Here is a 24,552-nt window from a genome sequence, read left to right on the forward strand (position 1 = left end):
TTTTTGTGTGTTTCAAACCATATTTCAAATGTGATGCAGAAACTCAATGTTAAGGGTCGTTCGCAGGCAGTTGTCGAGCTGATTAAGCTTGGAGAACTGAAGATTTAGTTGCGAATTACAGTTAGGATTAAGTAGCAGCATGAAAGCCTTTCTCTATTCTTTGTCATGAAGAATGGGGCAAGGCTTTTTTGCTGCAATGGACCATAAAATAAGGGAGTTAACAATAAATTGAGGGAAGATCCGAAACGTAGCATCGCTTGTTTTCATTATTTTAGTAGACCATAATGATTACATATATGAAACAAATAAGCAGTAGAATTGAAACAATGCAATGGTTTGAACGATAACAGTGATCGGAAGATTATTCTGTCAGCGAAGTGGCAAGTGTAACTATTCGGTATTCAATTTATATAAAACATGAAAGGACGAGCTGAATGGACCGTTTCTTAAATGAATTCGAAGAACAATTTCTAGCCGGGTTTCTGCCCGATCTGGAACAGACGCTGGCTGAGGTGCAACATGAGAAAGTATATGCTTGTGCATTTGGAACGGACAGTGATTGGGTAACGCTGTTTATGGCGGTGAATACCGAGGAATCCCTGGCTAGGCACATTTCGAGTATGAAAGAGCAAGGGCTATGTGATAGTGAGGAGGACGAGATCTATTACAGATGGGGCTGCTCCGAATATCAGTATGGCGAGGATACGCACTTTAACCATATCAGCCGATTGTTGTATGAAACAGAGGAGGTCCAGAAGTACAAGGATGAGATCATTCGAATCATCGCCAAAGTTGTCAATGAGACAGCGGATGACGTTTTTGCTCGATATGGACAAACGAAAGCAGACATTACGTTCTTTGTTTCTCTCACAGATGACGATCTGGCGGAGGAGATTGAAAATCAATCGGTTCATCAAATGACAGTCCCCAGCTTAGCCAGTGAGTTCTTAAAACGATATGATGACATGAATTAGAACGAGTTAACTTGAGTTGAAATTTGAGTTAAATGCAAATTGAATGAAAACGAATTGAATCATTGTACAGCGAAAGTCTTTCCTATTTCTTTATCTAAAGAAGGGAAGAGGCTTTTTGGTTTTAGCGTGAAAAAATGAAACAAGCGAATTCATATCACTTTATCACGTATTGATTTCTATTCATTCGAATGTACGTTCTCCATCTTTTCTTCGAAAATGGTTGATAAAAGAGCCGCTCCAGTTCCTCGAACTGTGCTTCATTCAGATGAAGATGGAGCGCTCTTTTTGCTATTTTGGCGGCAGGCTGGGAAGAAGATTTCCGGCCTCCGGCTTTTCGTTTGATCGGAATATGAAATTGCAGCAAGTCTTCAAGTCGATTCCAGCCTTCCCAACTCAGCCGACCTCCGCGTTTCCAGTCAATAGCATAGAGGGCATAATAGGCGCGTGCTTCTGTTTGTTTGGTAGCAATAATCCAGATGGAAGGAATGAGCTTTTTCCTTTGTCTTTGGTTCATTAAATTGCTCCTTCTTTTAATATGATCATATCTCGATTCTCAATATAAAGGACATCCACTATGCGTATCAAGCAGGGAGGGTCTATACACGCTCAGCATACTTGCAAAAGTCATGTTAAATTCCTCTTGATTTGCAGTATCGTCTTGATTAAAATGAAGTTATAAAAATAATTTTCTTAATTTATTTAAAATAAATAAAAATAATTTTCATAAAGTGAGGTCCTCATGGCAGCCATATTACGTGCGTTGCAGCAAGAATTGAATAACCTTCCGTCTCAGGAGCGACGTATTGCCGAAGTCATTATGCAATCTCCATCGGACATTCCCGGCTGGACGATTAGTCATCTGGCAGAGCAGAGTGGCACAAGTGCGGCGACGGTAACCCGCTTTTGCAAGTCATTTCATTTTAAAGGCTTTCCCGATTTCAAAATGAAACTCGCCGCAGAATTGTCCCACGCTTCTGATGAAACGGCGTATCAGGATATTGTAGCGGGCAATTCTCTATCCAAAATAGTTGAAGCTATCGAAGCCAACCACCTTGCGTCTATTGCAGATACTACCCGTTTGCTGGATTTGGGCAGATTGGAGCAAGCCGTGCAATTATTTTGCCAGGCTCGCCGCATCGATCTGTACGGTGTGGCTACGTCTTCAATTGTTACACAGGATTTCTATCAAAAATTGGTGCGGATTGGCAAGAGCTGTACGGCTTTCTCCGACTCACACATGCAGATTACATCCGCATCTTCGCTCACCGAAGGAGATGTGGCAATGGCGGTATCCTATTCAGGCGAAACACCCGAAACTATTGATGCGCTGCATTGTGCCAAACAGGCCGGAGCTTCTACGATTTCATTGACTTCCTACGGAAGTAATACACTCGCAACGGTATCTGATATCCCACTGTTCACCTCTTCTCTGGAAGAAGGTATGAGGCGTGGAGATATGGCTTCACGTATTGCACTGTTGCATGTGGTCGATATTTTGTTCACAGGCATGGTAAGTGCCGACTTTGACCGTTTCATCCCCAGACTGGAACAATCCTATCACAACGTGCAGTCCTATCGCGTACAACACAACGGAGGTGCTTAACTAGATGAACATACGTATTTTTGAAAATGAAGAAGATTTAAACGCCACGGGTGCTGGCCTCATTGCCAGTTTGTTGCAGACTAAACCACGGGCTGTACTGGGGCTCGCAACAGGAAGTTCTCCTGTAGGCATATATAAACAGCTTATCACGTTGTACCAGAAGGGACTGGTCAGCTTCTCACAGGCTTCTTCATTTAATCTGGATGAGTATGTAGGACTTCCAACAGAACATCGTGAAAGTTACCGCAGTTTCATGAACGAACAACTATTCCATCATATTGATATGGATCTTGCGAGAACGCATGTGCCTGATGGTCAGGCTGCCGATCTGGAACAGGAATGTAATTCCTATGAACAACGGCTGGACGATCGTGGACCGGTAGATCTGCAACTGCTGGGCATTGGACATAATGGTCATATTGGCTTCAATGAACCGGGAACCGAACTTACAGGACGAACGCATGTCGTGGATCTGAAAGACGAGACGCGAAAGGCAAACGCACGCTTCTTTGACAGCATCGATGAAGTTCCGGCTCAGGCGATTACAATGGGTGTCGGTACCATTTTGAAAGCCAAACAGATTCTGCTTATTGCTCGTGGCGAGGAAAAAGCCGAGATTATTCGCGAAGCTTTTATGGGCCCAATCACAACGGCCTGTCCTGCATCGCTTTTGCAATGTCATCCAAATGTGGTGGTATTGCTGGACCGTGCAGCAGGGAGGCTGGTGAGATGACCGGAGCAATTAGTCATGAACCTGGGAGCCAGCGTGATGAAAATATTTCTCTTCTTCGGGGCAAGCTACTCCTTTCCAATGAGATATTGGAAGACGGTGTATTAGCCTGGAGGGATGGAAAAATCCTTTATGCTGGGGTACCGGAAGGTCTTCCTGAACAGATTCGGCGAGAAGCTTTGCCGCTGTCTGTACCGGAACGCGGCCTTATTGTGCCTGGATTCATTGATATCCATGTGCATGGTGGGAACGGAGAAGACTTTATGGACGCAAGCCCGGAGGTGTTGGACAAGATCACTTCTTTTCATAGTACGCAGGGAACAACAGCGATGCTTGCAACTTCCATGACCGCTCCAAAAGAGCGACTGGACAGCGTACTTGCTGAAGTGGACCGCTACCGTTCAGGCGAAATGCCATATGCACAGCTTGAGGGTGTACACCTGGAAGGTCCGTTTTTCAGTCCGAAATGGCCTGGCGCGCAAAATCCGGAACACATCATTCTGCCTGATGTATCCTGGCTTGAAGCATGGGAGAAGCAATATACCGGTCTTATCCGTCAAGTTACGTTGGCACCGGAACGTGAAGGCGCAATGGAAGTCATTTCATGGCTGCGTGAACAGCGGATTACAGCGGCACTCGGCCACACGGATGCGACCTATGAAGAGGTCGAACGTGCAGTTGAAGCAGGACTTCATCATGCGGTACATACGTTCAATGCCATGACACCGCTGCATCACCGGCTACCCGGGGCTGCCGGAGCCGTGCTGAGTGATCCACGCATCAGCGCCGAAGTGATTGCTGACGGCATTCATGTACACCCAGCGGCGATATCAATTCTCGCTCAATTGAAGCAACATAACGATCAACTCGTGTTGATCACGGATGCCATGTCTGCTGCGGGATTGGATGATGGGGAGTACAAGATCGGCGACCTGCCTGTAATCGTGAAGCATGGAGAGGCCAGACTGAAGGACGGCGGCGCACTGGCGGGAAGCACACTGACGATGATTCGCGGTTTCCGTTACCTGGTACAGGAAGTGGGCCTGAGTCTGAACGCTGCATCACGTGCAGCAAGTCTGACACCGGCACGCCTGCTGGGCATTGATCATCGGACAGGTTCCCTGGCTCAAGGAAAACAGGCAGATGTCGTTTTGCTAAATGCGGAGCTGGATATTGAGGGTGTGTGGGTGAAGGGCAGACGGATCGGTTTGTGATGCATCGGTCTTCGGAGTTAAAACTTGGCTTCTATCTGTGGAGAGGCAACACCTTGCACAATATGTTAAAATAGATCTCAAAAAGACGGGATCTGCGGATCACGCATAACGGAGGCGTGAAACATGGAACGTAACGCTATGCTCGAACATGATCCGTTCATCACAGTGTTGGCGGAGAAGTTGCACATACACGGATACTATGCCTTTTATGGCGAGCATTACAATGAGACCGATATGGAGCTGTACCGCAGGCATCTGTTTACATCATTCAGCAACATCGTATGGGTAGAGCTGGATGCACGCAAAAAGTATATGATTGTCGATCATCGTGGACGCAACACGGTCATGAAACTGATCGAGGGTATGCTGAACACACGTAGAACTCTGCGAGCGAACCAGGCAATGGCAGGAACGGACACCTCTGGAGTCCAGCAGGAAATTGCACACTTATCCAAGCTTGTGCACATGCTGAAGTTCACAACATTCCGCACATAAAGGGAATGAGGGGAGTAGAATCTGGAGGATGTCCCGAAAGTGGGTTACTCCTTCTAGTTACAGGGCTAATGAACGTACATTGAAACGAATAGATCTAGATCACCAATTATAAAAGGGGTGTACCGTCATGAAGTTGGACGGCACACCCCTTTTGTATACTTATATACCTACCTACTACCCTACATTTGTAAAATAGGCTCAATCCTAAAATCAGTCTGCGACAAGCTGCAAGGCAGTGAAGGGGACGAAATCGATTCAAACAAAAACGATGACCTGTAGGCCACCGTTTTTGTAATATCTACCTGCCCCTCTATGAAGTTGAGTAAATAATTTACACGTTAACGGAGTGGGGAGAAAAAAGCTGAAGAAGCGGAGCGTTTGCCTTTATCACCCGAATTTCTCCCTTTAGAAAAGGGGATCAAAGAAATTGGGGGATAACAGCGATCGGAAGCTTATTCTCCCCGCGTAGTGACCTCGTGTAAGAGTGTTTACAAACTCTTCAAGAACTGAACAATCGTCAACAACCCTTTATCAAAGTTCTCCAGGTTGAAGTGCTCGTTCGGTGCATGCAGATTTTCATCCGGCAAGCCAAAGCCCATCATGACAGCAGGGATTTCGAGTACACGTGAGAGTTTCTCAACAATCGGGATGGAGCCGCCATCTTTGGTAAAGAGGGCACGAACGCCATACACGTGCTCATATGCATCTGCTGCTTTTTGCAGAATTGGATTGGAAGGATCAGTGTTGAAAGCAAAAGCTTTCTCGATCTGTTTCACATGCAGCGTTGCACCCGGTTGAACGTGAGCGCGCAGATGTGCTTCGATACGATCCAATACATGTTGTGGGTCTTGGTCCGCCACGAGGCGGCAGGTGATTTTGGCATGAGCTTCCTTCGGAATAACCGTTTTGCTACCTTCGCCTTGGAAACCGCCCCATACGCCGTTCAGTTCCAATGTTGGACGAGCGCCTACACGTTCCACGAACGAGTAACCTTCTTCGCCGTACAATTGCTCCAGCCCGAGGTCTTGACGAAGCTGTTCTTCATTGAAGCCCTGTTTCACAAATTCTTCTCTCATCTCAGGAGACAGTGGCAGTACGCCGTCGTAGAAACCATCTACACTCACGCGGCCTTGCTCATCATGCAACGAAGCGAGCAAGGATACGAGTGCGTGCAGTGCGTTGGGTACACCGCCACCAAATGAACCGGAGTGCAAGTCGGTATTGGCTGTGTTCAGATCTACGTGAAGCGAGCATAGGCCACGCAGGCCTGTAGAGATCGCCGGTTTACCTTTTTCAAGCAAGGACGTATCCGAGATCAGTACCATATCTGCACGCAGCTTGTCTGTATGTTCATTCAGATAGATGGGCAAGTTCGGGCTGGAGATTTCCTCTTCGCCTTCGATGCAGAACTTAACGTTAACCGGAAGTTCTTTGTTTTCGGCAAGCAGGGCTTCTACTGCCTTGATATGTAGGAAGATCTGTCCTTTGTCATCCGTTGCACCACGAGCGAACAGCTTGCCATCACGAACGGTAGGTTCGAAAGGAGGCGTGTCCCACAGGTTAAGGGGGTCTACAGGTTGTACATCATAGTGTCCATAGATCAGAGCCGTCGGTTTGCCGGGTGCATGCAGGTGATCTGCATAGACAATCGGATGTCCAGCCGTTTGAATGACCTCTACGTTTTCCATGCCTGCACGTGTGAGCGCATCTGCTGCCCATTGTGCTGCACGGTTAATATCCTCTTTATGCTCTGAAATGGCAGAGATACTTGGAATGGACAACCATTCATTCAGTTCTGCCAGGTGTTTTTCTCTATTTTGTTCAAAATAAGTCTGTTCTTTCATTAAAAAGGCCTCCTTCATGTTTGCTATATCTCATTGTAATCCATTTTGTCATGTTAATAAAACATTGGTTAAAAAAATGATCGGTTACAGATCGTTTCATTCACCTGAGGATTGTGCGTATAATACAAGAAAAGGATTTCATCCATATATTCTCAGGGGAGTTGAGGAAGTTTCCATGACAGTCAGACCCGATGCAAGCAGGCAGGTGAGCAGCGATGGAGCCGACTAGGAGCGATCGAATATTTGGCAGATTCAAGCGGTTATCCGATTTGAAGGCAGGAAGGCATAAAGGACGATTTTATCGAAACAGCCTGATGCTTATTTTACTCATTGCCAGCATTCCCGGACTAATCACAGGTATCGTCATGTATCAACAGGTTGTTGGCCGGATGGAAACCGAGTTTAATCAGATGCATCAGAACCAGATCGAGAACCGGGCACGCAATGTGGATGACCAGCTGGCTTATCTGGAGATGAACTTATCCCATTGGGCTTTTGAACCGAGGTTTGGCAATGCATTGCGAACGCTGGATTTTGTGTATTATTTTAACGAAACGCAGGAGATTGTGACTACCTTATACGTATTACAAGGTTCCCATCCACTGATCAAGTCAGCACAGCTGTATTTGCAGGAGCCTAAGCCAATCTTGTTTAATCGGGATTATACCGAATTGAACGATGAAGCCAAAGTACAAGCATATGATCGATACCTTTCCATGGGGAACCACGTGTACTGGACAGACTGGGTTTCCAGCATCAACAGAGATACCGAACCTTCGACCAACGATAGTCTACTGCATACGGATGCAGGCAATGCACTTGTTCTAGTACATAAGATACCGGGGGAGAGCATTAATCCGTTTGGTGCACTGATCATCACGCTGGATAACGAGAAAGTCGCCAGTTTATTGAAAACGCTTACTCCTTATGACGAAGGTTTGACGTTCCTCATGGATCAGGAAGGAAACACTCTGGTTACCGGGAATCCGGGAACGGCGGGAGAGACTTCTGCTTTTGAGCAGCAGCTAAAAGAAGAAGTAGCCCTGCATGCGGGCAGCCGCTCATTCCTGTTCCGATATGAGGATCAGACCTATTCTGTCTCATACGGTTCATTGAGTCGGATCGATTCGGACTGGACTTACGTCTCCGCAGCACCTTTGACCTCTGTCACTTCGCCAGTCAAGCTGGTATCCAAAATCATCGTTATTGCGAGTGCAGGCAGTCTCATCCTGGGATTGTTGTTATCCTGGTTTGCTTCCCGCCGCATCTATTCGCCTGTAGCACGGATGCTGCATCTGCTTACGCCTGGCAGAAACGAAACAACACCAATGGATGCCAAGCTGGACGAGTTTGAGCTGCTGGAGCAACAGTGGAACGAACTGACCTCCCGGAGTGTCACGGCACATCGCCAATTGCAGGAGCAGCTGCCCCATCTGCGCGACAGCTTTGTCTTACAACTTGTACAGGGGCATCTATATGCCTATAACGAGCAGGATCTTCAGCAGCGCATGCGTCATCTCGGATTTGAGCTGGAGGGCCAGCAGTATTTGCTGGTGCAGATGTATTTTACGGGGTACGAGCAGCTGCAAGGCAGATTTGGAAGCCAGGACACGGGATTAGTCACCTTTGCAGCAGTGAATATCACTCAGGAAGTGGCGAAAAATTATTTCAAACAGATCAGTGTCATGAACTTTCATGACCTGTCTTCCGCCATGCTTGTAATCGCTCCTCAGGATGAACCTGTCAAGTCACAAGCGCTGTTATGGGGACAGGAACTGGTGGAGGTCATTGGACGGACCCTCAAAATGAAGGTGACCTTGATGGTCAGTCGCCCAGCAGCTTCACTTCAGGAACTGCCCGGACGATTTGTCGAGATGGAACAGGCCGTGGCATATCGCAGTGTGGAGGAAGGAAGTCAGATCCTCGATCTGGAGGATGAGGAGTGTTTCCGCAGAAATGAAGCGGCTTCCTATCCGCTTGGGCTGGAACGGGAGTTGTTACAGGCGGTCAGGCTGGGCAAACAAGCCGAAGCGGAACGTGTGCTGGAACAATTCATGAGTGAGATTACACGGACGGGCAGTACCGAATTTCAGGTGCAACAGATGATGCTTCAATTGCTCGGCAGCATTCAGCACATGATGCTGCAAACGGGGGTCACACCGTATAAGCTGTTTGGTGGTTGCAACATGTATGAGCGCTTATCCGGTATTCGTGAACCTGTACAGATGAGGCAGTGGATGATGAATGAGGTATTCATACCTTATATACAAGAGGTTGAAGCACGATCGCAGGAACCGCTGAAACTGGTGGTGGAACGAACGATGTTGTATATCGATACACATTACCGCAGCGACATTTCGCTGGAAAACTGCGCTGACGAGGAGCAGATGACACCCTATGCACTGAGTAAGGCTTTCAAACAGGTTTCAGGCATTAATTTTATTGATTATTTGACACGTGTGAGAATGGATGCGGCGAAGCAATTGTTACGTGAGACAACGATGAAAATTAATGATGTTGCGGCGGCTGTGGGATATCAGCATAGTTATTTTAATCGGATTTTCAAGAAACAGGAGGGAGTTACCCCGAGTCAGTATCGCGATCAATGGTTTGGACAATAACCGTTTATATCTTTGTCATTCATTTCAGACCGGCATTCAGCTTTAGTGGATGTCGTTTTTTTTCTTTTTTTTTACCGTGATACAAAGAAGGATAAACCCGCAAAAATGTGCAATTCTACCTGCTACGTTATGTTCAGTTTCTTGTGAAAATGGCGTTATAGCGTGCTTTCCGACCATCATGACGTATTGATGCAAAAAATGAAGGTTGCTGGAAAAAGATCGGCTGTATAGTCTGAGTATTAGGTTGATTGATAACGCTTACATCGTTGAGGGAGGGGAGACATGATGAACGGGAAGACGGGCTGGAATACCAACGGCGCTGCAACTGCTCAAGCGGATATGGCCACAAGGCCATTAAAACAGGAGTCCAATTGGAAAAGGCAGATTAAACGAAACAAATGGTTATATGTACTTGTGCTTCCCGGCTTTTTGTACTTTGTCATCTTTAAATACTTGCCCATGTGGGGGATCGTCATTGCCTTTCAGGACTACCAGCCTTTCCTGGGCATCCGGGAGAGTAACTGGGTAGGGCTAGAGAACTTTACGAACTTTTTCTCCAACCCGGATTTCTTCCGACTATTACGCAATACGCTGGTTCTTGCGCTGTATGATCTTATTTTCTTTTTCCCGGCACCGATCATTATAGCTTTATTATTAAATGAAATTCGGGTCGCTTTCTTCAAAAGAACGATTCAAACGCTGGTCTATGTACCCCATTTTGTATCCATGGTGATTATCGCCAGTATCACGTACGTGTTTCTGACCCAGCAGGGCGGGGTGTTATACGACCTGATCGCCTGGATTACAGGCAAGCCTATTGATGTACTCTCCAGTCCGGGTTCGTTCCGTCCGCTGATTATTGTTCAGATGATGTGGAAGGAGATGGGTTGGGGCACAATCATTTTCTTGGCAGCCCTCGCAGGTGTCGATACGGAACAATATGAAGCCTCCATTGTGGATGGCGCCGGACGATTACGGCGAATGTGGCATATCACGCTTCCAGCCATTCGTACGACCATAGTCATTTTGCTCATTCTCAGACTGGGGAACTTCCTCGATACCGGATTTGAGCAGATCTATCTGATGACCAACTCCCTCAACCGGGATGTGGCAGACGTATTTGATACGTATGTGTACACGGTAGGGATTACGCAAGGTGCATTCAGTTACAGTACTGCTGTTGGACTATTCAAGTCTGTGGTGGGGATTATCCTGGTGCTTGGCAGTAATAAACTTGCGAAAAAATTCGGCCATCCCGGAATTTATTAAGGAGGAGCGCCCATGAACAGCCGTCTATACAACAGCCCTGCCGGCAAGGTATTTGATATCTTCAATTACGTCATGCTGGGGATTCTGGGCATATTAACCGTCCTTCCGTTCCTGTATATTATAGGGAATTCTTTCGCAACGGAAGCCGAGATTACCGAACGCAGTTTTTTCCTCATTCCGAAGGTGTTTTCCTTCAGCGCGTATGAGTATATCTTTTCATCGTCCACGATCTTTCGCAGCATTGGTGTTTCCATTTTCATCACGGTGGCAGGTACACTGGTCAATCTGTTTTTCACACTAACGATGGCTTATCCACTATCCAGAAGTGACTTTTGGGGTCGCAACGTCATGATGAACATGGTAATTTTCTCGATGTTATTTGGCGGTGGCATGATTCCAACGTATCTCGTCATTCGTGGACTGGGACTGCTTGATTCCTACTGGGCCCTTATGCTTCCTGGCGCGATCAGCGCTTTTAACTTAATAGTTGTCAAAAACTTTTTTCAGCAAATGCCGCCCGGGCTGGAGGAAGCGGCCCGTATCGACGGCTGTTCGGATCTCGGGGTGCTGTGGCGAATCGTTCTGCCTTTATCGAAGCCGGTCATTGCCACGTTTGCCTTGTTCTACGCCGTAGGCCACTGGAACAACTTTTTCTCGGCACTGCTGTACATTTCCGACAGTGACAAATGGCCACTGCAAGTCATGCTGAGACAGATCGTGTTACTCTCGCAAGCCAGTGTCGGAGATATGGCAAACATGGACCCCAATTTTGTACAGCCCCCAGAGCAGTCGATCAAAATGGCTGTAATCGTTGTAGGTACGATTCCGATTTTGCTGGTGTATCCGTTTTTGCAGAAGCATTTTGCCAAAGGTGTCATGTTAGGTTCAATCAAAGGCTAAAGCCAAGGGGGAGAACGTATGGGACAAAAAACGGGATTCAAAAAAGGGGCACTGCTACTCTCTGCGTCACTGGTACTTAGTACAATTCTGGGCGCATGCTCCACGGACAAAGCAGATTCAGGAACCGCTGCGGGTGGTACCGATCAGCTCACGATTATGCTACCGAACTTTGAAGCGGAGAATCCGCCGGACAACAGCCCTGTGATTCAGAAGCTGGAGGAATTGACCAAGGTGGATGTGAACCTGCAGTGGGTGCCAAGCAGCTCGTATGAAGACAAATTCAACATTACACTGGCCTCGGGAAAGCTGCCTCAGATTATGGTGGTGTTAGGGAAGTCTCCAAGTTTCATTAATGCGGCACGAACCGGAGCATTCTGGGAGCTTGGTCCTTATCTGAAGGACTATCCGAACCTGAGCCAGATGAATGAAATCATCATCAATAATGCCTCTATCGATGGCAAAACGTATGGGATTTATCGGGCTCGCCCTCTGGGACGTAATGGGGTGACGATCCGTAAGGACTGGCTGGAGAATCTGGGGCTGGAAGAGCCAAAGACGATTGATGAATTTTACAATGTATTGAAAGCGTTCACGAAGGATGACCCGGACGGTAACGGAAAGGATGATACGTACGGTCTGGTAGCCAGCAAATTCACGGGCCCGTGGGATAACATGCAGGTATGGTTCGGTGCCCCCAACAAATGGGGAGATGATGGCAACGGGGGGCTAATCCCTGCGCATGAGACACCAGAATACATGGAAGCACTGAAATTTTTCCGCCAGATCTACAGCGAGGGTCTGGTGAACAAGGACTTTGCGGTAATGGATGCGACGAAACTGCCTGATCCATTTGTGAATGGGCAAGCGGGTGTCATGGTGGATGTAGCAGACAATGCCCAGCGCATGGACCAGAAAATACTTGATAAAGATCCGAATGCGGCAGGACGGGTGGATGTGCTGCAAGCCATGGAAGGTCCGAAGGGGCTGCGGGATATGCCAACGTCCGGATATTCCGGAATGATTGCCATCTCCAAAGGCAGTGTCAAAACGGAAGAGGAACTGAAGAAGGTGCTAAGCTTTCTGGATCAACTCAATGAACCAGAATTGCAGGCGCTGCTTGGGAATGGACTGGAAGGCAAGCAGTATGAGAAAAAAGGGGACTACATTATCCCATCCACTGATAAGCTTGCTCTCCGCGATCTGCAGGGCTTGAATCAGATTTTGATGTTTGTTCCCGAGGACAAGACGCTTCGCGTACAACAGACACCTGTCCGTGAAAAGGTTGCACAGGTGCAGAAGGCCAACGAAGAGATTGTCATCGCCAATCCTGGTGAACCGCTGATCTCTGATGTTTATGCTCAGAAAGGACCGCAGCTGGACAATATCATTAACGATGCACGGATCAAATATATCGTAGGTCAGATTGATGAGAAAGGATTCGAAGATGCTGTTACCCTGTGGAAGAACAACGGCGGAGACGATTATGTGAAAGAAGTCAATGAACTGTACGCTGCACTGAAGTAGTCTTATAAGCAAAAGCCCGGCAGCCGTGCTTTCAGGGTAACGGGGACAGCCGGGCTTTTTTTATCGCTGTAATGGCTTGATCCGTGAACAAAAAAATCATCCAACTTTCTGGAAATTATGACTTCCTGAATATGGTTTTTGATGTATAATCAAAGCGAAACAAACCTATTTGAACTTAAATGAACGTTATTAGTAAAGTTTAACGACCACTCTTGAACATGCAGGGAGGAAGGCAACATGTGGAACGGGGATGCATTTGAAAATCCCGAGGCGCAGTACAGGGTCCATCCCTTTTGGTTCTGGAACGGGGATATGGAAGAAGAGCAGATTAAGCGGCAGGTGGCTGAGATGGCCGCGCAAGGTGTAGGCGGATTCTTTATCTGTCCACGTCAAGGACTGCAAATTCCCTATCTCTCCGAAGCGTGGTTTGATAAGGTGCGGATTGCAGTGGAAGCGGCGGCCGACCATGGCATGCAGGTATGGTTATATGACGAATATCCATATCCAAGCGGGATGGCTGGCGGGGAAGTGACCCTTGATTTCCCTGAAGCGAAGCAGCGCCAGCTCGTGCATCATCAGTTGGTGGTTCAGGGCGAGGAAGCTGTGGATCTGGAGTTGCCATGGGGACGAGTCTTGGTTGCCAAGGCGATTCCCAAGGATGCACAGGGCAAACGGTTGTGGCATGAATCCATTGATTTGCGCAGCAAAATCGGCAATATCCAGACCGATCAGGTCTATCAGGAGACCGGACTCACATCGTATAACCGCAAGCGGTTCTTCACCTACCAAACAGCGTTCCGCTTGTTGTGGGATGTTCCCCCGGGTGATTGGGAGTTGATTATATTTCAAGAAATGGAAATCGACGACTTCAAATATTACGGCAACTTTGTTGATCCTTGTCACAAGGAAGCGATGAGTCGTTTTATTGAACTGACACATGAGCGTTATAAGTCAGCGGTTGGAGATCAATTTGAAAGCGTAATCAAAGGCATGTTCTCGGATGAGATTGCACCGCTGGGCCGTATCCCCTGGTCCCAACAGCTTCCCCGTTATTTCAGTGAGCGTTGTGGTTATAGTCTGATCGATTCGCTACCGGCGCTGTTATATGGTGATGTTCCGGACGCGCATCGTATTCGGTATGACTATTACCAGTCACTGCACCTGCTTCTCAGGGAGTCCTATCACAAACAGGTGCATGATTGGTGTGAGGAAGCAGGAATCCAGTATGCGGCTGAGGTGCCTGGCGTACGGATGACCACCCAGTTGTTCAGCCATATGCCAGGTGGTGATTCGGCCCATGAGAAAATTGGACGATCCTTATCGTGGATTCTGGAACGATACGGCCAAAAGATGCGTGACAATCCCAAGATGGTCAGTTCGCTTGCCCGGCAATTGGGCCGAAGCCGCAATCTGATTGAATGTTTTCACAGTGTGGGCTGGTCGATGACGCTACAGGATGCCAAGTGGATGATCGATCGAATGGCCGCCATGGGCACCAATTTTTATAACTTTCACGCCTTTTTCTATACGATTGGTGGGCTGGCAAAGCATGATGCACCGCCATCTCAATTTTTACAGAATCCCTACTGGAAGCATTTCCGGCAGTTGGGGGATTATACCGGACGTTTGAGCTATCTCATGAGCACCGGAGCAGCAGATATTCGTATTGCCGTGCTTGACCCAACGACGACATTCTGGAGTCTGATGGGTAATCCGCTGCATGGATTTGAGTATAGCGGCGAAGACGAAGCAGAACGGGTGCAACTGAATCGTCTAACGAAGGACTGGATGAGGATCACGACACATCTGCTTGAGAACAGACGTGACTATGATCACCTTGATCCCGAATTGTTGGCTGAAGCTGACTTAACGGATGGCATCATTCAGATCGGCGTTGCCCGTTATGACGTACTGATTCTGCCACCGATGCTGAATCTGGAGGCCGCGGCCTGGGAACAGGTGAAGCGATTCGTTCATCAGGGAGGGACCGTCATTTCTGTTGGGATGCCTCCACATATTGCGATTCAGCCGGGAAGTCCGGAGGGAGATGAAGCTACCCAGTTCTTTGGTGCGGGCGAGCAGCCGCAAGAGGTGTACTGGGGCCGTGGAGGGGACACGGGTCACGATAACCGTGAAACCATGTGGCATCAAGGTGAGGGGAATGCTTATTTTCTACCCGCAGGAACGGGGCAGGGAGATGACTTTTCGCTGGAGCTGATCTCTCTCCTGCTCGATCAGGTGTTACCCGAACCCATCTGCTGGATTATGGAGGAGGAGAGCGCCTCCCTGTTGATGCACACCCGTCAATTGTCGGCTGGAGAGCACATGGTTTTTTTGACCAATCAGGAGGGTCAGGACCTGAAGGGACAGTTGAAGCTGGTCGCCAGACAGCTGTGGGATGGAACGGAGCTGACAGAGGGTGCTTGTCTGGTGGCAGAACGACTTGATCTGGAGACCGGACAGCTTCAGACATTACCGTATACGAGCAGTGGCGGGGAATGTTGTATTTCACTTACGCTGGCGCCTTATGAAGCACATGCTGTTCGTCTTACTTTACAACCTGCGAAGGAAGAGGCATTAACAACGAAGGTGGATGTAACAGACAAAACTGGTTCGGGGTTCGTAACGGCTGTATCGGCAGGAGCTAATCAGGCCCGTAAGATCATGGTCCCTTCGGAAGGGCCATGGCGACTGGAAACGGTGCAGCCTAACATTTTGCGAATGGGACAATTCCATCTTCAGGCTTCCAATGCTAATGGTGTGATTCTGGAAAGCCAGCATGTAGCTGTAAAACCGTTTATTGATCAGGCGGCAGAATTATCGGAGCAGCATCTGCCAGTCCAGTTTAATCAGGTGTTTGGCACACCGAAAAAGGCATCCGTTGCTTACCCGATCGAGTGCCGTTATACGACCACATTTGAGCTGAGAACGGCATTGTCTGCATGCCTTTTATTCATGGACAGAGCGGCGATCTCGGGCACTTGGTCGATGGAGATTAATGGGCATCTGCTTGAAAAGGAACAATTCGATCCAATTGAAATAACCGACCACAATAATATCGCTTGTGAAATTACAGAGCTGCTGCACAGCGGTCTTAACGAAATGACGGTGATTGTGCAGGTAACGAAAGATGAGGATGGCCTCGTGGATCCCCTGTATCTACAGGGAAGATTCGGCGTGGAGTTCCATCATGAAGGCATGGCTTCGCTTGTACGGGAGTCGGACACGGCCCTTCGTATCGGACCTGAACCGCAGCCGCTGTATCCCTATTTTGCCGGGGAAATGAGTTATAAACGCACGTTCTGGCTGGATGAGCCAGGGGAAGATATTACCTCGTTTGAACTGGAATTTAGCGATTGGCGTGTGCAGGATGTGGTGGAAGTGCGGGTGAACGGACATAGTCTGGGTGTGAGATGCTGGTCTCCGTATCGCTGGAAGGGAGAGGCCTCCTGGTTGCGTCCGGGAGACAACGACATTGAAGTGCGGATTACCAACACATTGATCGGCCTGCTGGAAGGTACGTATTTTGATTCGGAACATCATCAATTACAGGATGCAGGTCATGTACCTGTTGAAGAATTAGGATAAAGGAGTGGAAGTAAGGGATGGGACATCGTATTCAGTTTGACCGCTATCCAGGTGGTGTGATGAAAGCGTTAACGCTCAGTTATGACGACGGAGTGGTGCATGATCGCAGACTGGTGGAGATCTGTAATCGGTATGGTCTACGGGGAACCTTTAATCTGAACTCCGGTACCCTGGATAATCCAGGCCGCATTGAGGCGGGGGAAGTTGCTGAACTGTATGCGGGTCATGAAGTGGCCGTTCATACGGTTACTCACCCTACGCTGCCTTATGTTCCGAATGAACTATTGACCGAAGAGATTATGGAAGACCGAAAAGCCTTGGAGCAGCTCGTCGGTTATCCGGTACGAGGCATGGCTTATCCCAACGGAGGATATGACCGTGCGTTAAGTACAAAGCTGGAGTGGCTTGGCATCGATTATGCTCGTACCGTTGAATCACATGGCAGATACACGTTGCCAGACCGTCCCCTTGAATGGCACCCGACCTGTCATCATAACCATGATCTGGCGGGGCATGCCAAACGTTTTATCCAACATTCCAAAACAGGTACGCCACTATTACTCTATGTCTGGGGTCACAGTTATGAGTTCAATGACAACGACAACTGGGAGATCATCGAACAGTTTGGTGAGCAGATTGGCGGCAGGGACGATATTTGGTATGCCACGAACATCGAAGTGATTGCCTATTGGAAAGCGGTGCAACGACTGGAGTGTTCAGCCGATCGATCCATCATCCATAATCCGTCTGCCATCCCGGTTTGGTTCACGGCAGATCAACAGGTTGTTGAAGTGCATGGCGGAGAGACATTGCGGCTAAGCGAACGAATCAAGGTATAAGGAAGGAGCTGACGATCATTCGTTATTTTCATGAGAACGAGGCGATTGCAGGCAAGGTATACGATTCAATTCCGGATATATTGACTACGGTGGCTCAGCGTTATATTGGTGATCATCCGAAACATTCATTTTTGTTCAGAGCTTATCATCAGGGTGGTTTTCGTAGGCTTGGCGACTATCGCTACGACCTGAATCTGAATGAGAAATGCGTAGAGGCGCATGCAGGGCAGTACGTGTATGTATGGGGCAAGTTATGGAGCGAGCAGAATACAACGTTAAATACGGGCCTGAACTGTTATAGTCCGGTGACGATCTATGTGAACGGCGAAGAGGTATTCAAGTCTGAGTTGTTGCAGGAGTTGTTTCCCGAACGAAGAACCCAGATTCCGATTTCCGTGAACTATGGCTGGAATGATGTGTTGCTATGTTTTGTCAAAACAGAAGTAGGATTCGGCGGTATTTACGGAACAGCCTCATTCAAAAATTTCCCGCTGCACTTCCTCACTCCTGGGGCAGATCGTCAAGGACAGGAGGGCTGGTTATATTCGGAACCCGTCGATGAACCTGTATTATCTCTTCCTCGTGACGGCATGACGGAAGAAGAAACGGGCCTTTCCTGGTATCCGCGAAGGGGCTGGACAGATGAGGAGCAGAGCAAGGGTTCATTTGCTCGCATCTTTGGTGCGGAACAACCCGCTGTGGCTTATGCATGGACGAGACTGGATGTAATCTTGCCGGGATCAACGCCAATTATTTTAAAAGGAAATCATGATGGAGCTTTGACCCTGTATGTGGGTGGCACGGAAGTATACTCTGCTGGAAGTAGCGGTAACTTCCGCGTTGAACTCCCACGCCGTTACGGTTCTTCGGATCTGGTCGCGAAAGGTGAAATTCAAGCACTTGGTGGATCATGGGGATTCACTTTGGAAGATGTCGAGCGTTCGGGTTCCACAGGCTGGAGCCTGAAACCACCTCATCCGGTTGCAGGATGCTCTGACCCCTGGCTGTACACAGGTATGTTTGCTCCCGATGCAGAACCACCCCATGCTGACATCGTGCGAACAGATACCGTGTTTGATGATGGCGCACAAGGTGTATATTGGCGGGTAGACCTTCCTGATACCCATGTTCGTCCTTACCTGGAGAATACACATTACGGGAAGTGGAATTATCCGCTCGGTGTTACCCTGCTTGGACTGCTCCAGACAGGACAGGAATTGGGACGGGATGATTACATTCAGTATGTGCGGCAACATATTGAACTGAGTACTTCATTCGACCGCTATGGTCTATGGGATCGGGAAGGATATGGTGCGGCAGGAATCAATAATCAACTGTCTGCCATCGACAGCCTGGATGATTGCGGTTCGTTTGGGTCTACGCTGCTTGCTGCGATGGAGTTGGGTGATATTCGTGGGGGAAGAGATACCGCGGATCGGATTGCGGGCTACATTACGGATGAGCAAGAACGTCTGGAGGATGGTGCCTTTTACCGGGTTCGCGGCAGTGGGGAGATGCGTCAAGAGACGATGTGGTGTGATGACTTATACATGAGCACACCTTTTCTGATGCGTTATGGTCAGTTGACAGGAGATAGGGCGTACTGGGATGATGCGATCAATCAGTTTCTGATGTTCCGTAAATACCTCTACCTTCCCGATCAACAGATCATGTCCCATGTGTATGATTTTGTGCGTGGTCGGGCGACAGGTATTCCATGGGGACGAGGGAACGGCTGGGTGCTCTTTTCATTAACCGAATTGTTATCCATCCTGCCACATGATCATGCGAAGCGGCCGGAACTGTTACGTTTCTATCGTGATCTAAGTCAAGGTTATCTGGCGCTGCAAGGGGAAAATGGACTTTGGCATCAGGTGCTGAACCGCCCGGATTCGTATGAAGAAACCTCCTGCACCTCCATGTTCATCTACGCTTATGCCCGTGGTATTCGGGAAGGCTGGCTGGAACAGCCGGAGCCTTATTTGGAGGCGGTACGTAAAGGATGGGAAGGTTTGACGCGTTTGTCGATTGACTATAAGGGCAATGTATATGGGGTATGCCGGGGTTCCGGGTACTCGTTTACTGCCTTGTATTATCGCGATGATCTGGGATGGAATCTGAACGATACCCACGGGATTGGCATTGTGCTCTTGGCTGGCATTGAAGTGCATAAAATGAATCAGCAGCTCCGTGAGGCGCATATCGATTCTTCGGTTACAGCCGCGCAGCGCTGATGTTTGACGCAACGAAACGAATGTATGTTGATAGCTTTCTATAGGTAGATTACCAGCTAAAGAAAGCGGCAATGCCCTCAGGCTTGCCGCTTTTAGTTTTATTCCAATCCCGAATTTGATCAGCATGATAGCAATATATAAATACACTTACCTTCACCCAATAATATGAATAACTGCATCATTAGCTCGGATCAAAATAACTCTAATTGCTCCGGTCCTTCTTTCTGTTCTGGTTCAGTACGGTCAGGAAAAGGCTTCACTGGCAGGTCCAGCAGGTCCATCATCATCTGTGCATTCGCCGCTGCATCGCCACCGGAGTTATTATTAAAAATAACATAGACATCCTTGCTCTGCTCTTGCAATTGCTCCAGATACCCTTTCCATTCCAACAATTCTTCCTTGTTGTAACGGTACAGGTAACGGGTCTCGCGCCAATTAGGCGCACCATTCTGATGCCAGCCGGACACGTTGCGTCCGTGCATGCGAACCAGCGTCATCTCCGAATCCGTCGCCTGTGGCACGATAGGAATGGAACCTAAACCTGCCTGAGGTTCGTCACAGACACTATGAATCCAGCCTTGCTCCTTCATGAACGAAAGCGTCCGCTCGCGCATGCCATCTTCATACCAGCTGCGATGGCGGAATTCGAGTGCGCACGGAATGCCTTCCATTCGAAGTTTCACTTCACGAAGCTCTTTGACGTTGTCCTTATTGCACTCAAACCAAGGTGGATATTGAAACAAGGCTGCCTGCATCTTGCCAGCTTCAATGACGGGTTCCAGTGATTCCCGAAAAGCCTTATACATCTCCGACGTGCTGGTGAAGTAGGGTTTGCCTCGCAGATGTCCGGTCATTCCCTGATAGGCTTTGATGATAAAAGCAAAGGATTCGGGCGTCTCTGCAGCCCACCGTGCCATTCGATCCCGGGGTTGAACGGCGTAGAAGGAACTATCCACCTCCACGGTGGAGAAGTATTGTCCGTATAGACTGAGCTTGTCTTTGGCTTTGGTACGGTTTGGATAGAGATCTTCCTGATCCCCCCATCCGGTAAGTCCGATGTGAATCATAAGAACACCTCCTGTTGCTTATAATTAACCGATTCGCAGGGGTATGCGTATGTCTAACATTATATCGTGTGCATTTTGGCTCTTCAATGTAGATGATCTACTGGAATTTTTTGAGTTTGCAGAATAAAGACGGTACAATACATTAAAGCTAGGGGAAATGATCAGGCTTGTACAACAGTGACTATAGATAGAGAGCCAGTGACAAGTGGAGGGCGAGAATGGATGACGGAATGGTATGAAAAGAGTTTTGGAGAAGATTACCTTCTCGTATACAAGCACCGGGATGTGCAGGGTGCCTATCAGGAAGTACATAAAATGATCAATTGGTTGAAGCTTGAGCCCAATGCTGAAGTATTGGATCTATGCTGCGGTATGGGACGGCACTCCATGGCACTTGCTGATGCAGGATTGAGAGTGACCGGAGTTGATCTGTCCGATGTGCTTCTACGTGAAGCGCGCCTAATGGACACCGAACACCGAGTATCGTGGTGTCATGCGGACATGCGTGAACTCCCGCTGAAAGGTGGCTTTGACGCTGTAGTTAATCTGTTCACATCGTTTGGTTATTTCCTGGAGGACGGAGAACAATTGAAAGTATTACGTGCCATTCATCGCATGCTTCGCCCGGGTGGCAGCTATATTATTGATTTTATGAATACGGCTTATGTGACTCGGCATCTGATGCCACACTCCGTCCGAGAGGATGAGGGGCAGCGGATTGAGGAGTATCGCAAGATTGAGGAAGGTTTTGTGCAGAAGGAGATTCGCATTACGGACACCACATCCGGACATGAACCGCGGGTATATCAGGAGCGTGTAAAGTTGTATACAAAGGATCAACTGAGCGAGCTGTTAAGTAAAGCTGAACTTCACGTAGATCAGGTACATGGTGGCTATGACGAAGAGAAATATGACGAGCAGACTTCTCCACGCATGATTTTTGTTGGCCGTCGTCCTGTGGAGTGAACAGAAACAGTCTGGAAGGGGGATAACATGAAGCGCACAGAAGAGATGCCCATGACAGAGGGCATACACCGGGTCAAGATCAGCATGTCGTTTCCCTTGCGATGGGTGAACAGTTATGTGTTATCAGAACCGGATGGGAAGATAACCATTATAGATCCGGGACCGCGCAATTCGGAAACAGAACAGGAGTGGAGTGAAGCGTTGGCAGCTCTCGGTCTGATCTTTAGCGATATCCGTCAGATTGTACTGACCCACCATCACCCCGATCATCTTGGATTGTCGGGTTGGATGCAACAGATGACAGGTGCACCCGTTCTAATGTCCACACGTTCCCGCCAAGAGGCCGATTATATGTGGGGACCTGATTCACACATCAATACAATATTACCTGATTATTATGGTCGTCATGGTATGCCGGAAGACAAGACTGAGCAGATACATGAACATATGAAGGCATTTGCTTCGCAGATCACGCCACTTCCGAATGTCACACCTGTTGAAGATGGCGAGTGGCTCGATATGGGCGGGAAACGTTGGATTGCTGTGGAGACAGGTGGACATGCCCCAGGCCATTTATCCTTTTATGCGCCGGAGTCCATGGAGATTCTGTGCGGAGATGCGGTTTTGCCACAGATTTCACCGAATATCAGTCTGCAACCCGGCAGTGACCCTCAGCCATTATTGTCTTATATGGAAGGATTGCAACGTCTTGGGGAGCTGAACGTCAAGCATGCGTATCCGGGACATCGGAATCCTTTTGCCCAGTTCTCCGAACGGACAGTACAATTGCTGGCTCATCACGAGGAACGTCTTCAGAAGATGACGGAGCGAATTCAGGAGTCACCGGCGAATGCTTATGACATCTGTGTGCACATGTTTGGGAATCGGCTGGGTACCCATCAACTGCGGTTTGCCATGAGTGAGACGTTGGCCCATTTGCAGGAGTTAATTCGACGCGAACTGGTGAAGCAAGAGCAACAAACGGATGGCACGTTCTATTTTCAAATTTAAACGGAATGATGATATTGTTATAAAATGATAATGCGATCTTATATAGAGGCTCGGGACAGGAAATTCACCTGTTCGGGGTCTTTTTAGCCTCTCTTAACGGTTCATTCATCTATTTTTAAGCCAGCGCGCCTATGATACATCTATGAACTTCGCTAGGGCGTGTCTTGAGACACACCCTAAAGAAAGCAGGGAAGAGCGATGACCAGAAGAAAACGGAATCAATGGAGAAAATGGCAAGCTTCAGCGGCAGCAACGTTGACCGTGGCTGCACTCTTTCAATATGTAAGAACTTCGGATGCCTTTGATGTGGCTTATGCAGCAGCGAATGGCACGGATACAAGCGTTACTGCTTCAAGCCAGGTGGATACGCGGGATGATGTGATGGATGAATGGATCAACAGCACAACGGACAGCAACAACTGGAATACGCAGGACAATAATAATGATGATAGTCAATATAATGGAACATCCGATAGCACACAAGCAGCTCGGCCAGATCAGAGCGTGAGTAACAAGGATAATTATTCAGATTCTCAGCGTATCGGGCAAAATAACCAGGGTAAAGACTCTGGATACAGCAGTGGCAACTATCAGTCACGTACAGGTGCATCATGAGCCGCACGGAGCAAGTTGCTCGTCCGCTCCGATTTCAATTCCGTGCAATGAACACGGATGTTGAAGTGCAGCTGTCCGCTGGGCAGGAAGAAGCTGAACATGCAGCAACCGTGGTGAAGAATTGGTTTGAGACGCAAGAGCAGCGCTTCAGCCGATTTGTGGCAGACAGTGAACTAAATCGTCTGAATGGTTCGACCGGATGGATCCCCATCTCCGCTGCGATGGATGAAGTTTTGAGCCTGGCCTATGGATATATTGGACTGACTGAAGGGATTTTTCAACCGGGTATCTCGCAGGCTCTTCAGGCTTCGGGATATGATCTAAGCTTCGAGAAGGTGCAACAACGACAACCGCAACGTCCGCTGCTTGAACGCATTTTGCGAACGAGAACACCTGAAAGCTCAGGAATGAGGGAAGATCGTCATGACCACAGTCGTCCGGGATGGATTCAGCGGGAAGGTAGTCGGATGGTTCATCTGGACCCTGGAGCTGAGTTGGATCTGGGAGGGATCGTTAAGGGATGGGCGGTGGAGCGCATTGCGGACTGGTTGCAGCGAACATTGCATATCCCGGCGGGTTTAATTAACGCGGGTGGAGATATTCAAGTATGGGGTACACCGGACTATCCCCAGTGGACCTTGCAAGTAGAAGATCCTTTGCAGAATCAGGGTGCTGTGTCGGGAGCGATCCGTTTACAGCGAGGAGCTGTTGCCACTTCGGGTATTTCCCGCAGACAATGGCAGAATACGGATGGAAGCTTTGCACACCACCTCATTGACCCACGGACGATGGAGCCGGCAGATACGGACGTATTGCAGTGTACGGTTCTGGGACAGCATGCTTCGCAATGCGAGATCATTGCCAAGACGGTCTGCATTTTGGGTAGTGCCGAGGCGGTGGGTTGGTTAAACCGACATTACGATCGGCATGACGTCTTGTGGATGACACGGGATGAGAGTATTTATTTTAGAGGGAATACGGATACGCTCGCTGAGCACTGGCCCGGTTTTGATCCGGATCATCGCTTCAGTCTGATATAAACGGGGACAAGTCTAACA

At 48.5% G+C, this 24,552-nt stretch carries 19 protein-coding genes and 1 pseudogene; 17 read left to right on the forward strand and 3 right to left on the reverse strand.

Annotation, left to right across the window (positions count from 1 at the left end):
- Positions 1 to 9 precede the first annotated feature (9 nt).
- Positions 10 to 108, forward strand: a pseudogene (locus FE296_RS20220) (LuxR C-terminal-related transcriptional regulator); the annotation flags it as partial.
- 326 nt (positions 109 to 434) lie between these two features.
- Complete coding sequence (locus FE296_RS20225; RefSeq protein WP_150366101.1) at positions 435 to 974, forward strand: DUF4303 domain-containing protein; 540 nt, start codon at positions 435 to 437, stop codon at positions 972 to 974.
- A gap of 154 nt (positions 975 to 1,128) precedes the next feature.
- Here the strand turns inward: FE296_RS20225 and FE296_RS20230 are convergent, their stop codons facing one another.
- Positions 1,129 to 1,488 carry a hypothetical protein gene (locus tag FE296_RS20230; RefSeq protein WP_150366102.1) on the reverse strand — a complete coding sequence of 120 codons (360 nt, stop codon included), beginning with the start codon at positions 1,486 to 1,488 and terminating at the stop codon, positions 1,129 to 1,131.
- Positions 1,489 to 1,713: 225 nt separating this feature from the next.
- On the opposite strand from FE296_RS20230, the gene FE296_RS20235 reads away from it, so the two are divergent.
- From FE296_RS20235 to FE296_RS20250, 4 genes are all read left to right on the forward strand, one after another.
- Entirely contained in the window at positions 1,714 to 2,577 is an 864-nt protein-coding gene (locus FE296_RS20235) for a MurR/RpiR family transcriptional regulator (RefSeq protein WP_150366103.1), read from the forward strand.
- 4 nt (positions 2,578 to 2,581) lie between these two features.
- On the forward strand, positions 2,582 to 3,310 hold the full coding sequence (nagB, locus tag FE296_RS20240; protein WP_026081489.1) for a glucosamine-6-phosphate deaminase: 729 nt from the start codon (positions 2,582 to 2,584) through the stop codon (positions 3,308 to 3,310).
- Positions 3,307 to 4,521 carry an N-acetylglucosamine-6-phosphate deacetylase gene (gene nagA, locus FE296_RS20245; protein ID WP_150366104.1) on the forward strand — a complete coding sequence of 405 codons (1,215 nt, stop codon included), beginning with the start codon at positions 3,307 to 3,309 and terminating at the stop codon, positions 4,519 to 4,521. The genes nagB and nagA overlap by 4 nt, the downstream gene beginning before the upstream one ends.
- Before the next feature lie 123 nt (positions 4,522 to 4,644).
- A complete protein-coding gene (locus FE296_RS20250) occupies positions 4,645 to 5,016 on the forward strand; it encodes a hypothetical protein (protein ID WP_074096289.1) in 372 nt (123 codons plus the stop codon).
- 488 nt (positions 5,017 to 5,504) lie between these two features.
- Here FE296_RS20250 and FE296_RS20255 read toward each other — a convergent pair whose 3' ends face one another.
- Positions 5,505 to 6,860, reverse strand: a complete 1,356-nt coding sequence (locus tag FE296_RS20255) for a dipeptidase (RefSeq protein WP_124117662.1) — start codon at positions 6,858 to 6,860, stop codon at positions 5,505 to 5,507.
- Between the two features lie 215 nt (positions 6,861 to 7,075).
- Between FE296_RS20255 and FE296_RS20260 the strand changes: the two genes are divergently transcribed.
- The 7 genes from FE296_RS20260 to FE296_RS20290 all read left to right on the forward strand — a co-directional run bounded on the left by FE296_RS20260 (position 7,076) and on the right by FE296_RS20290 (position 19,835).
- Entirely contained in the window at positions 7,076 to 9,481 is a 2,406-nt protein-coding gene (locus FE296_RS20260) for an AraC family transcriptional regulator (RefSeq protein WP_150366105.1), read from the forward strand.
- 339 nt (positions 9,482 to 9,820) lie between these two features.
- Positions 9,821 to 10,750 (forward strand): ABC transporter permease, encoded by a 930-nt coding sequence (locus tag FE296_RS20265; RefSeq protein WP_190945391.1) that lies wholly within the window; start codon positions 9,821 to 9,823, stop codon positions 10,748 to 10,750.
- 12 nt (positions 10,751 to 10,762) lie between these two features.
- Positions 10,763 to 11,650, forward strand: coding sequence for a carbohydrate ABC transporter permease (locus FE296_RS20270; protein ID WP_017692544.1), 888 nt, complete (start codon positions 10,763 to 10,765; stop codon positions 11,648 to 11,650).
- Between the two features lie 18 nt (positions 11,651 to 11,668).
- Positions 11,669 to 13,174 (forward strand): extracellular solute-binding protein, encoded by a 1,506-nt coding sequence (locus FE296_RS20275; protein ID WP_150366107.1) that lies wholly within the window; start codon positions 11,669 to 11,671, stop codon positions 13,172 to 13,174.
- Between the two features lie 237 nt (positions 13,175 to 13,411).
- Positions 13,412 to 16,762 carry a glycosyl hydrolase gene (locus FE296_RS20280; RefSeq protein ID WP_150366108.1) on the forward strand — a complete coding sequence of 1,117 codons (3,351 nt, stop codon included), beginning with the start codon at positions 13,412 to 13,414 and terminating at the stop codon, positions 16,760 to 16,762.
- Positions 16,763 to 16,779: 17 nt separating this feature from the next.
- Positions 16,780 to 17,601 (forward strand): polysaccharide deacetylase family protein, encoded by an 822-nt coding sequence (locus FE296_RS20285; protein WP_150366109.1) that lies wholly within the window; start codon positions 16,780 to 16,782, stop codon positions 17,599 to 17,601.
- 89 nt (positions 17,602 to 17,690) lie between these two features.
- Positions 17,691 to 19,835 (forward strand): glycoside hydrolase family 88/105 protein, encoded by a 2,145-nt coding sequence (locus tag FE296_RS20290; RefSeq protein ID WP_223868964.1) that lies wholly within the window; start codon positions 17,691 to 17,693, stop codon positions 19,833 to 19,835.
- Between the two features lie 191 nt (positions 19,836 to 20,026).
- Here FE296_RS20290 and FE296_RS20295 read toward each other — a convergent pair whose 3' ends face one another.
- The gene (locus FE296_RS20295) at positions 20,027 to 20,902 is read right to left on the reverse strand and encodes a DUF72 domain-containing protein (protein ID WP_150366111.1); all 876 of its coding nucleotides are present in this window, start codon (positions 20,900 to 20,902) and stop codon (positions 20,027 to 20,029) included.
- A gap of 222 nt (positions 20,903 to 21,124) precedes the next feature.
- Here FE296_RS20295 and FE296_RS20300 point away from each other — a divergent pair, with 222 nt between their 5' ends.
- The 4 genes from FE296_RS20300 (at position 21,125) to FE296_RS20315 (ending at position 24,534) form a co-directional block, all read left to right on the forward strand.
- Positions 21,125 to 21,868, forward strand: a complete 744-nt coding sequence (locus FE296_RS20300; RefSeq protein ID WP_150366112.1) for a class I SAM-dependent methyltransferase — start codon at positions 21,125 to 21,127, stop codon at positions 21,866 to 21,868.
- 27 nt (positions 21,869 to 21,895) lie between these two features.
- On the forward strand, positions 21,896 to 22,879 hold the full coding sequence (locus FE296_RS20305; protein WP_150366113.1) for an MBL fold metallo-hydrolase: 984 nt from the start codon (positions 21,896 to 21,898) through the stop codon (positions 22,877 to 22,879).
- Positions 22,880 to 23,077: 198 nt separating this feature from the next.
- Complete coding sequence (locus FE296_RS20310) at positions 23,078 to 23,494, forward strand: hypothetical protein (RefSeq protein ID WP_124117683.1); 417 nt, start codon at positions 23,078 to 23,080, stop codon at positions 23,492 to 23,494.
- The gene (locus tag FE296_RS20315; protein WP_124117685.1) at positions 23,491 to 24,534 is read left to right on the forward strand and encodes an FAD:protein FMN transferase; all 1,044 of its coding nucleotides are present in this window, start codon (positions 23,491 to 23,493) and stop codon (positions 24,532 to 24,534) included. The genes FE296_RS20310 and FE296_RS20315 overlap by 4 nt, the downstream gene beginning before the upstream one ends.
- Positions 24,535 to 24,552 lie beyond the last annotated feature (18 nt).

It is taken from the genome of Paenibacillus sp. UASWS1643, assembly GCF_008693195.1.
In the GTDB taxonomy this organism is placed as follows: Bacteria; Bacillota; Bacilli; order Paenibacillales; family Paenibacillaceae; genus Paenibacillus; species Paenibacillus amylolyticus_B.

Excerpts from the sequence above, each read along its gene's own strand:
- FE296_RS20225 (WP_150366101.1), top strand. The coding sequence starts at position 435 with ATGGACCGTTTCTTAAATGAATTCGAAGAACAATTTCTAGCCGGGTTT.
- FE296_RS20230 (WP_150366102.1), bottom strand. The coding sequence starts at position 1,488 with ATGAACCAAAGACAAAGGAAAAAGCTCATTCCTTCCATCTGGATTATT.
- FE296_RS20235 (WP_150366103.1), top strand. The coding sequence starts at position 1,714 with ATGGCAGCCATATTACGTGCGTTGCAGCAAGAATTGAATAACCTTCCG.
- nagB (WP_026081489.1), top strand. The coding sequence starts at position 2,582 with ATGAACATACGTATTTTTGAAAATGAAGAAGATTTAAACGCCACGGGT.
- nagA (WP_150366104.1), top strand. The coding sequence starts at position 3,307 with ATGACCGGAGCAATTAGTCATGAACCTGGGAGCCAGCGTGATGAAAAT.
- FE296_RS20250 (WP_074096289.1), top strand. The coding sequence starts at position 4,645 with ATGGAACGTAACGCTATGCTCGAACATGATCCGTTCATCACAGTGTTG.
- FE296_RS20255 (WP_124117662.1), bottom strand. The coding sequence starts at position 6,860 with ATGAAAGAACAGACTTATTTTGAACAAAATAGAGAAAAACACCTGGCA.
- FE296_RS20260 (WP_150366105.1), top strand. The coding sequence starts at position 7,076 with ATGGAGCCGACTAGGAGCGATCGAATATTTGGCAGATTCAAGCGGTTA.
- FE296_RS20265 (WP_190945391.1), top strand. The coding sequence starts at position 9,821 with ATGGCCACAAGGCCATTAAAACAGGAGTCCAATTGGAAAAGGCAGATT.
- FE296_RS20270 (WP_017692544.1), top strand. The coding sequence starts at position 10,763 with ATGAACAGCCGTCTATACAACAGCCCTGCCGGCAAGGTATTTGATATC.
- FE296_RS20275 (WP_150366107.1), top strand. The coding sequence starts at position 11,669 with ATGGGACAAAAAACGGGATTCAAAAAAGGGGCACTGCTACTCTCTGCG.
- FE296_RS20280 (WP_150366108.1), top strand. The coding sequence starts at position 13,412 with ATGTGGAACGGGGATGCATTTGAAAATCCCGAGGCGCAGTACAGGGTC.
- FE296_RS20285 (WP_150366109.1), top strand. The coding sequence starts at position 16,780 with ATGGGACATCGTATTCAGTTTGACCGCTATCCAGGTGGTGTGATGAAA.
- FE296_RS20295 (WP_150366111.1), bottom strand. The coding sequence starts at position 20,902 with ATGATTCACATCGGACTTACCGGATGGGGGGATCAGGAAGATCTCTAT.
- FE296_RS20300 (WP_150366112.1), top strand. The coding sequence starts at position 21,125 with ATGACGGAATGGTATGAAAAGAGTTTTGGAGAAGATTACCTTCTCGTA.
- FE296_RS20305 (WP_150366113.1), top strand. The coding sequence starts at position 21,896 with ATGAAGCGCACAGAAGAGATGCCCATGACAGAGGGCATACACCGGGTC.
- FE296_RS20310 (WP_124117683.1), top strand. The coding sequence starts at position 23,078 with ATGACCAGAAGAAAACGGAATCAATGGAGAAAATGGCAAGCTTCAGCG.
- FE296_RS20315 (WP_124117685.1), top strand. The coding sequence starts at position 23,491 with ATGAGCCGCACGGAGCAAGTTGCTCGTCCGCTCCGATTTCAATTCCGT.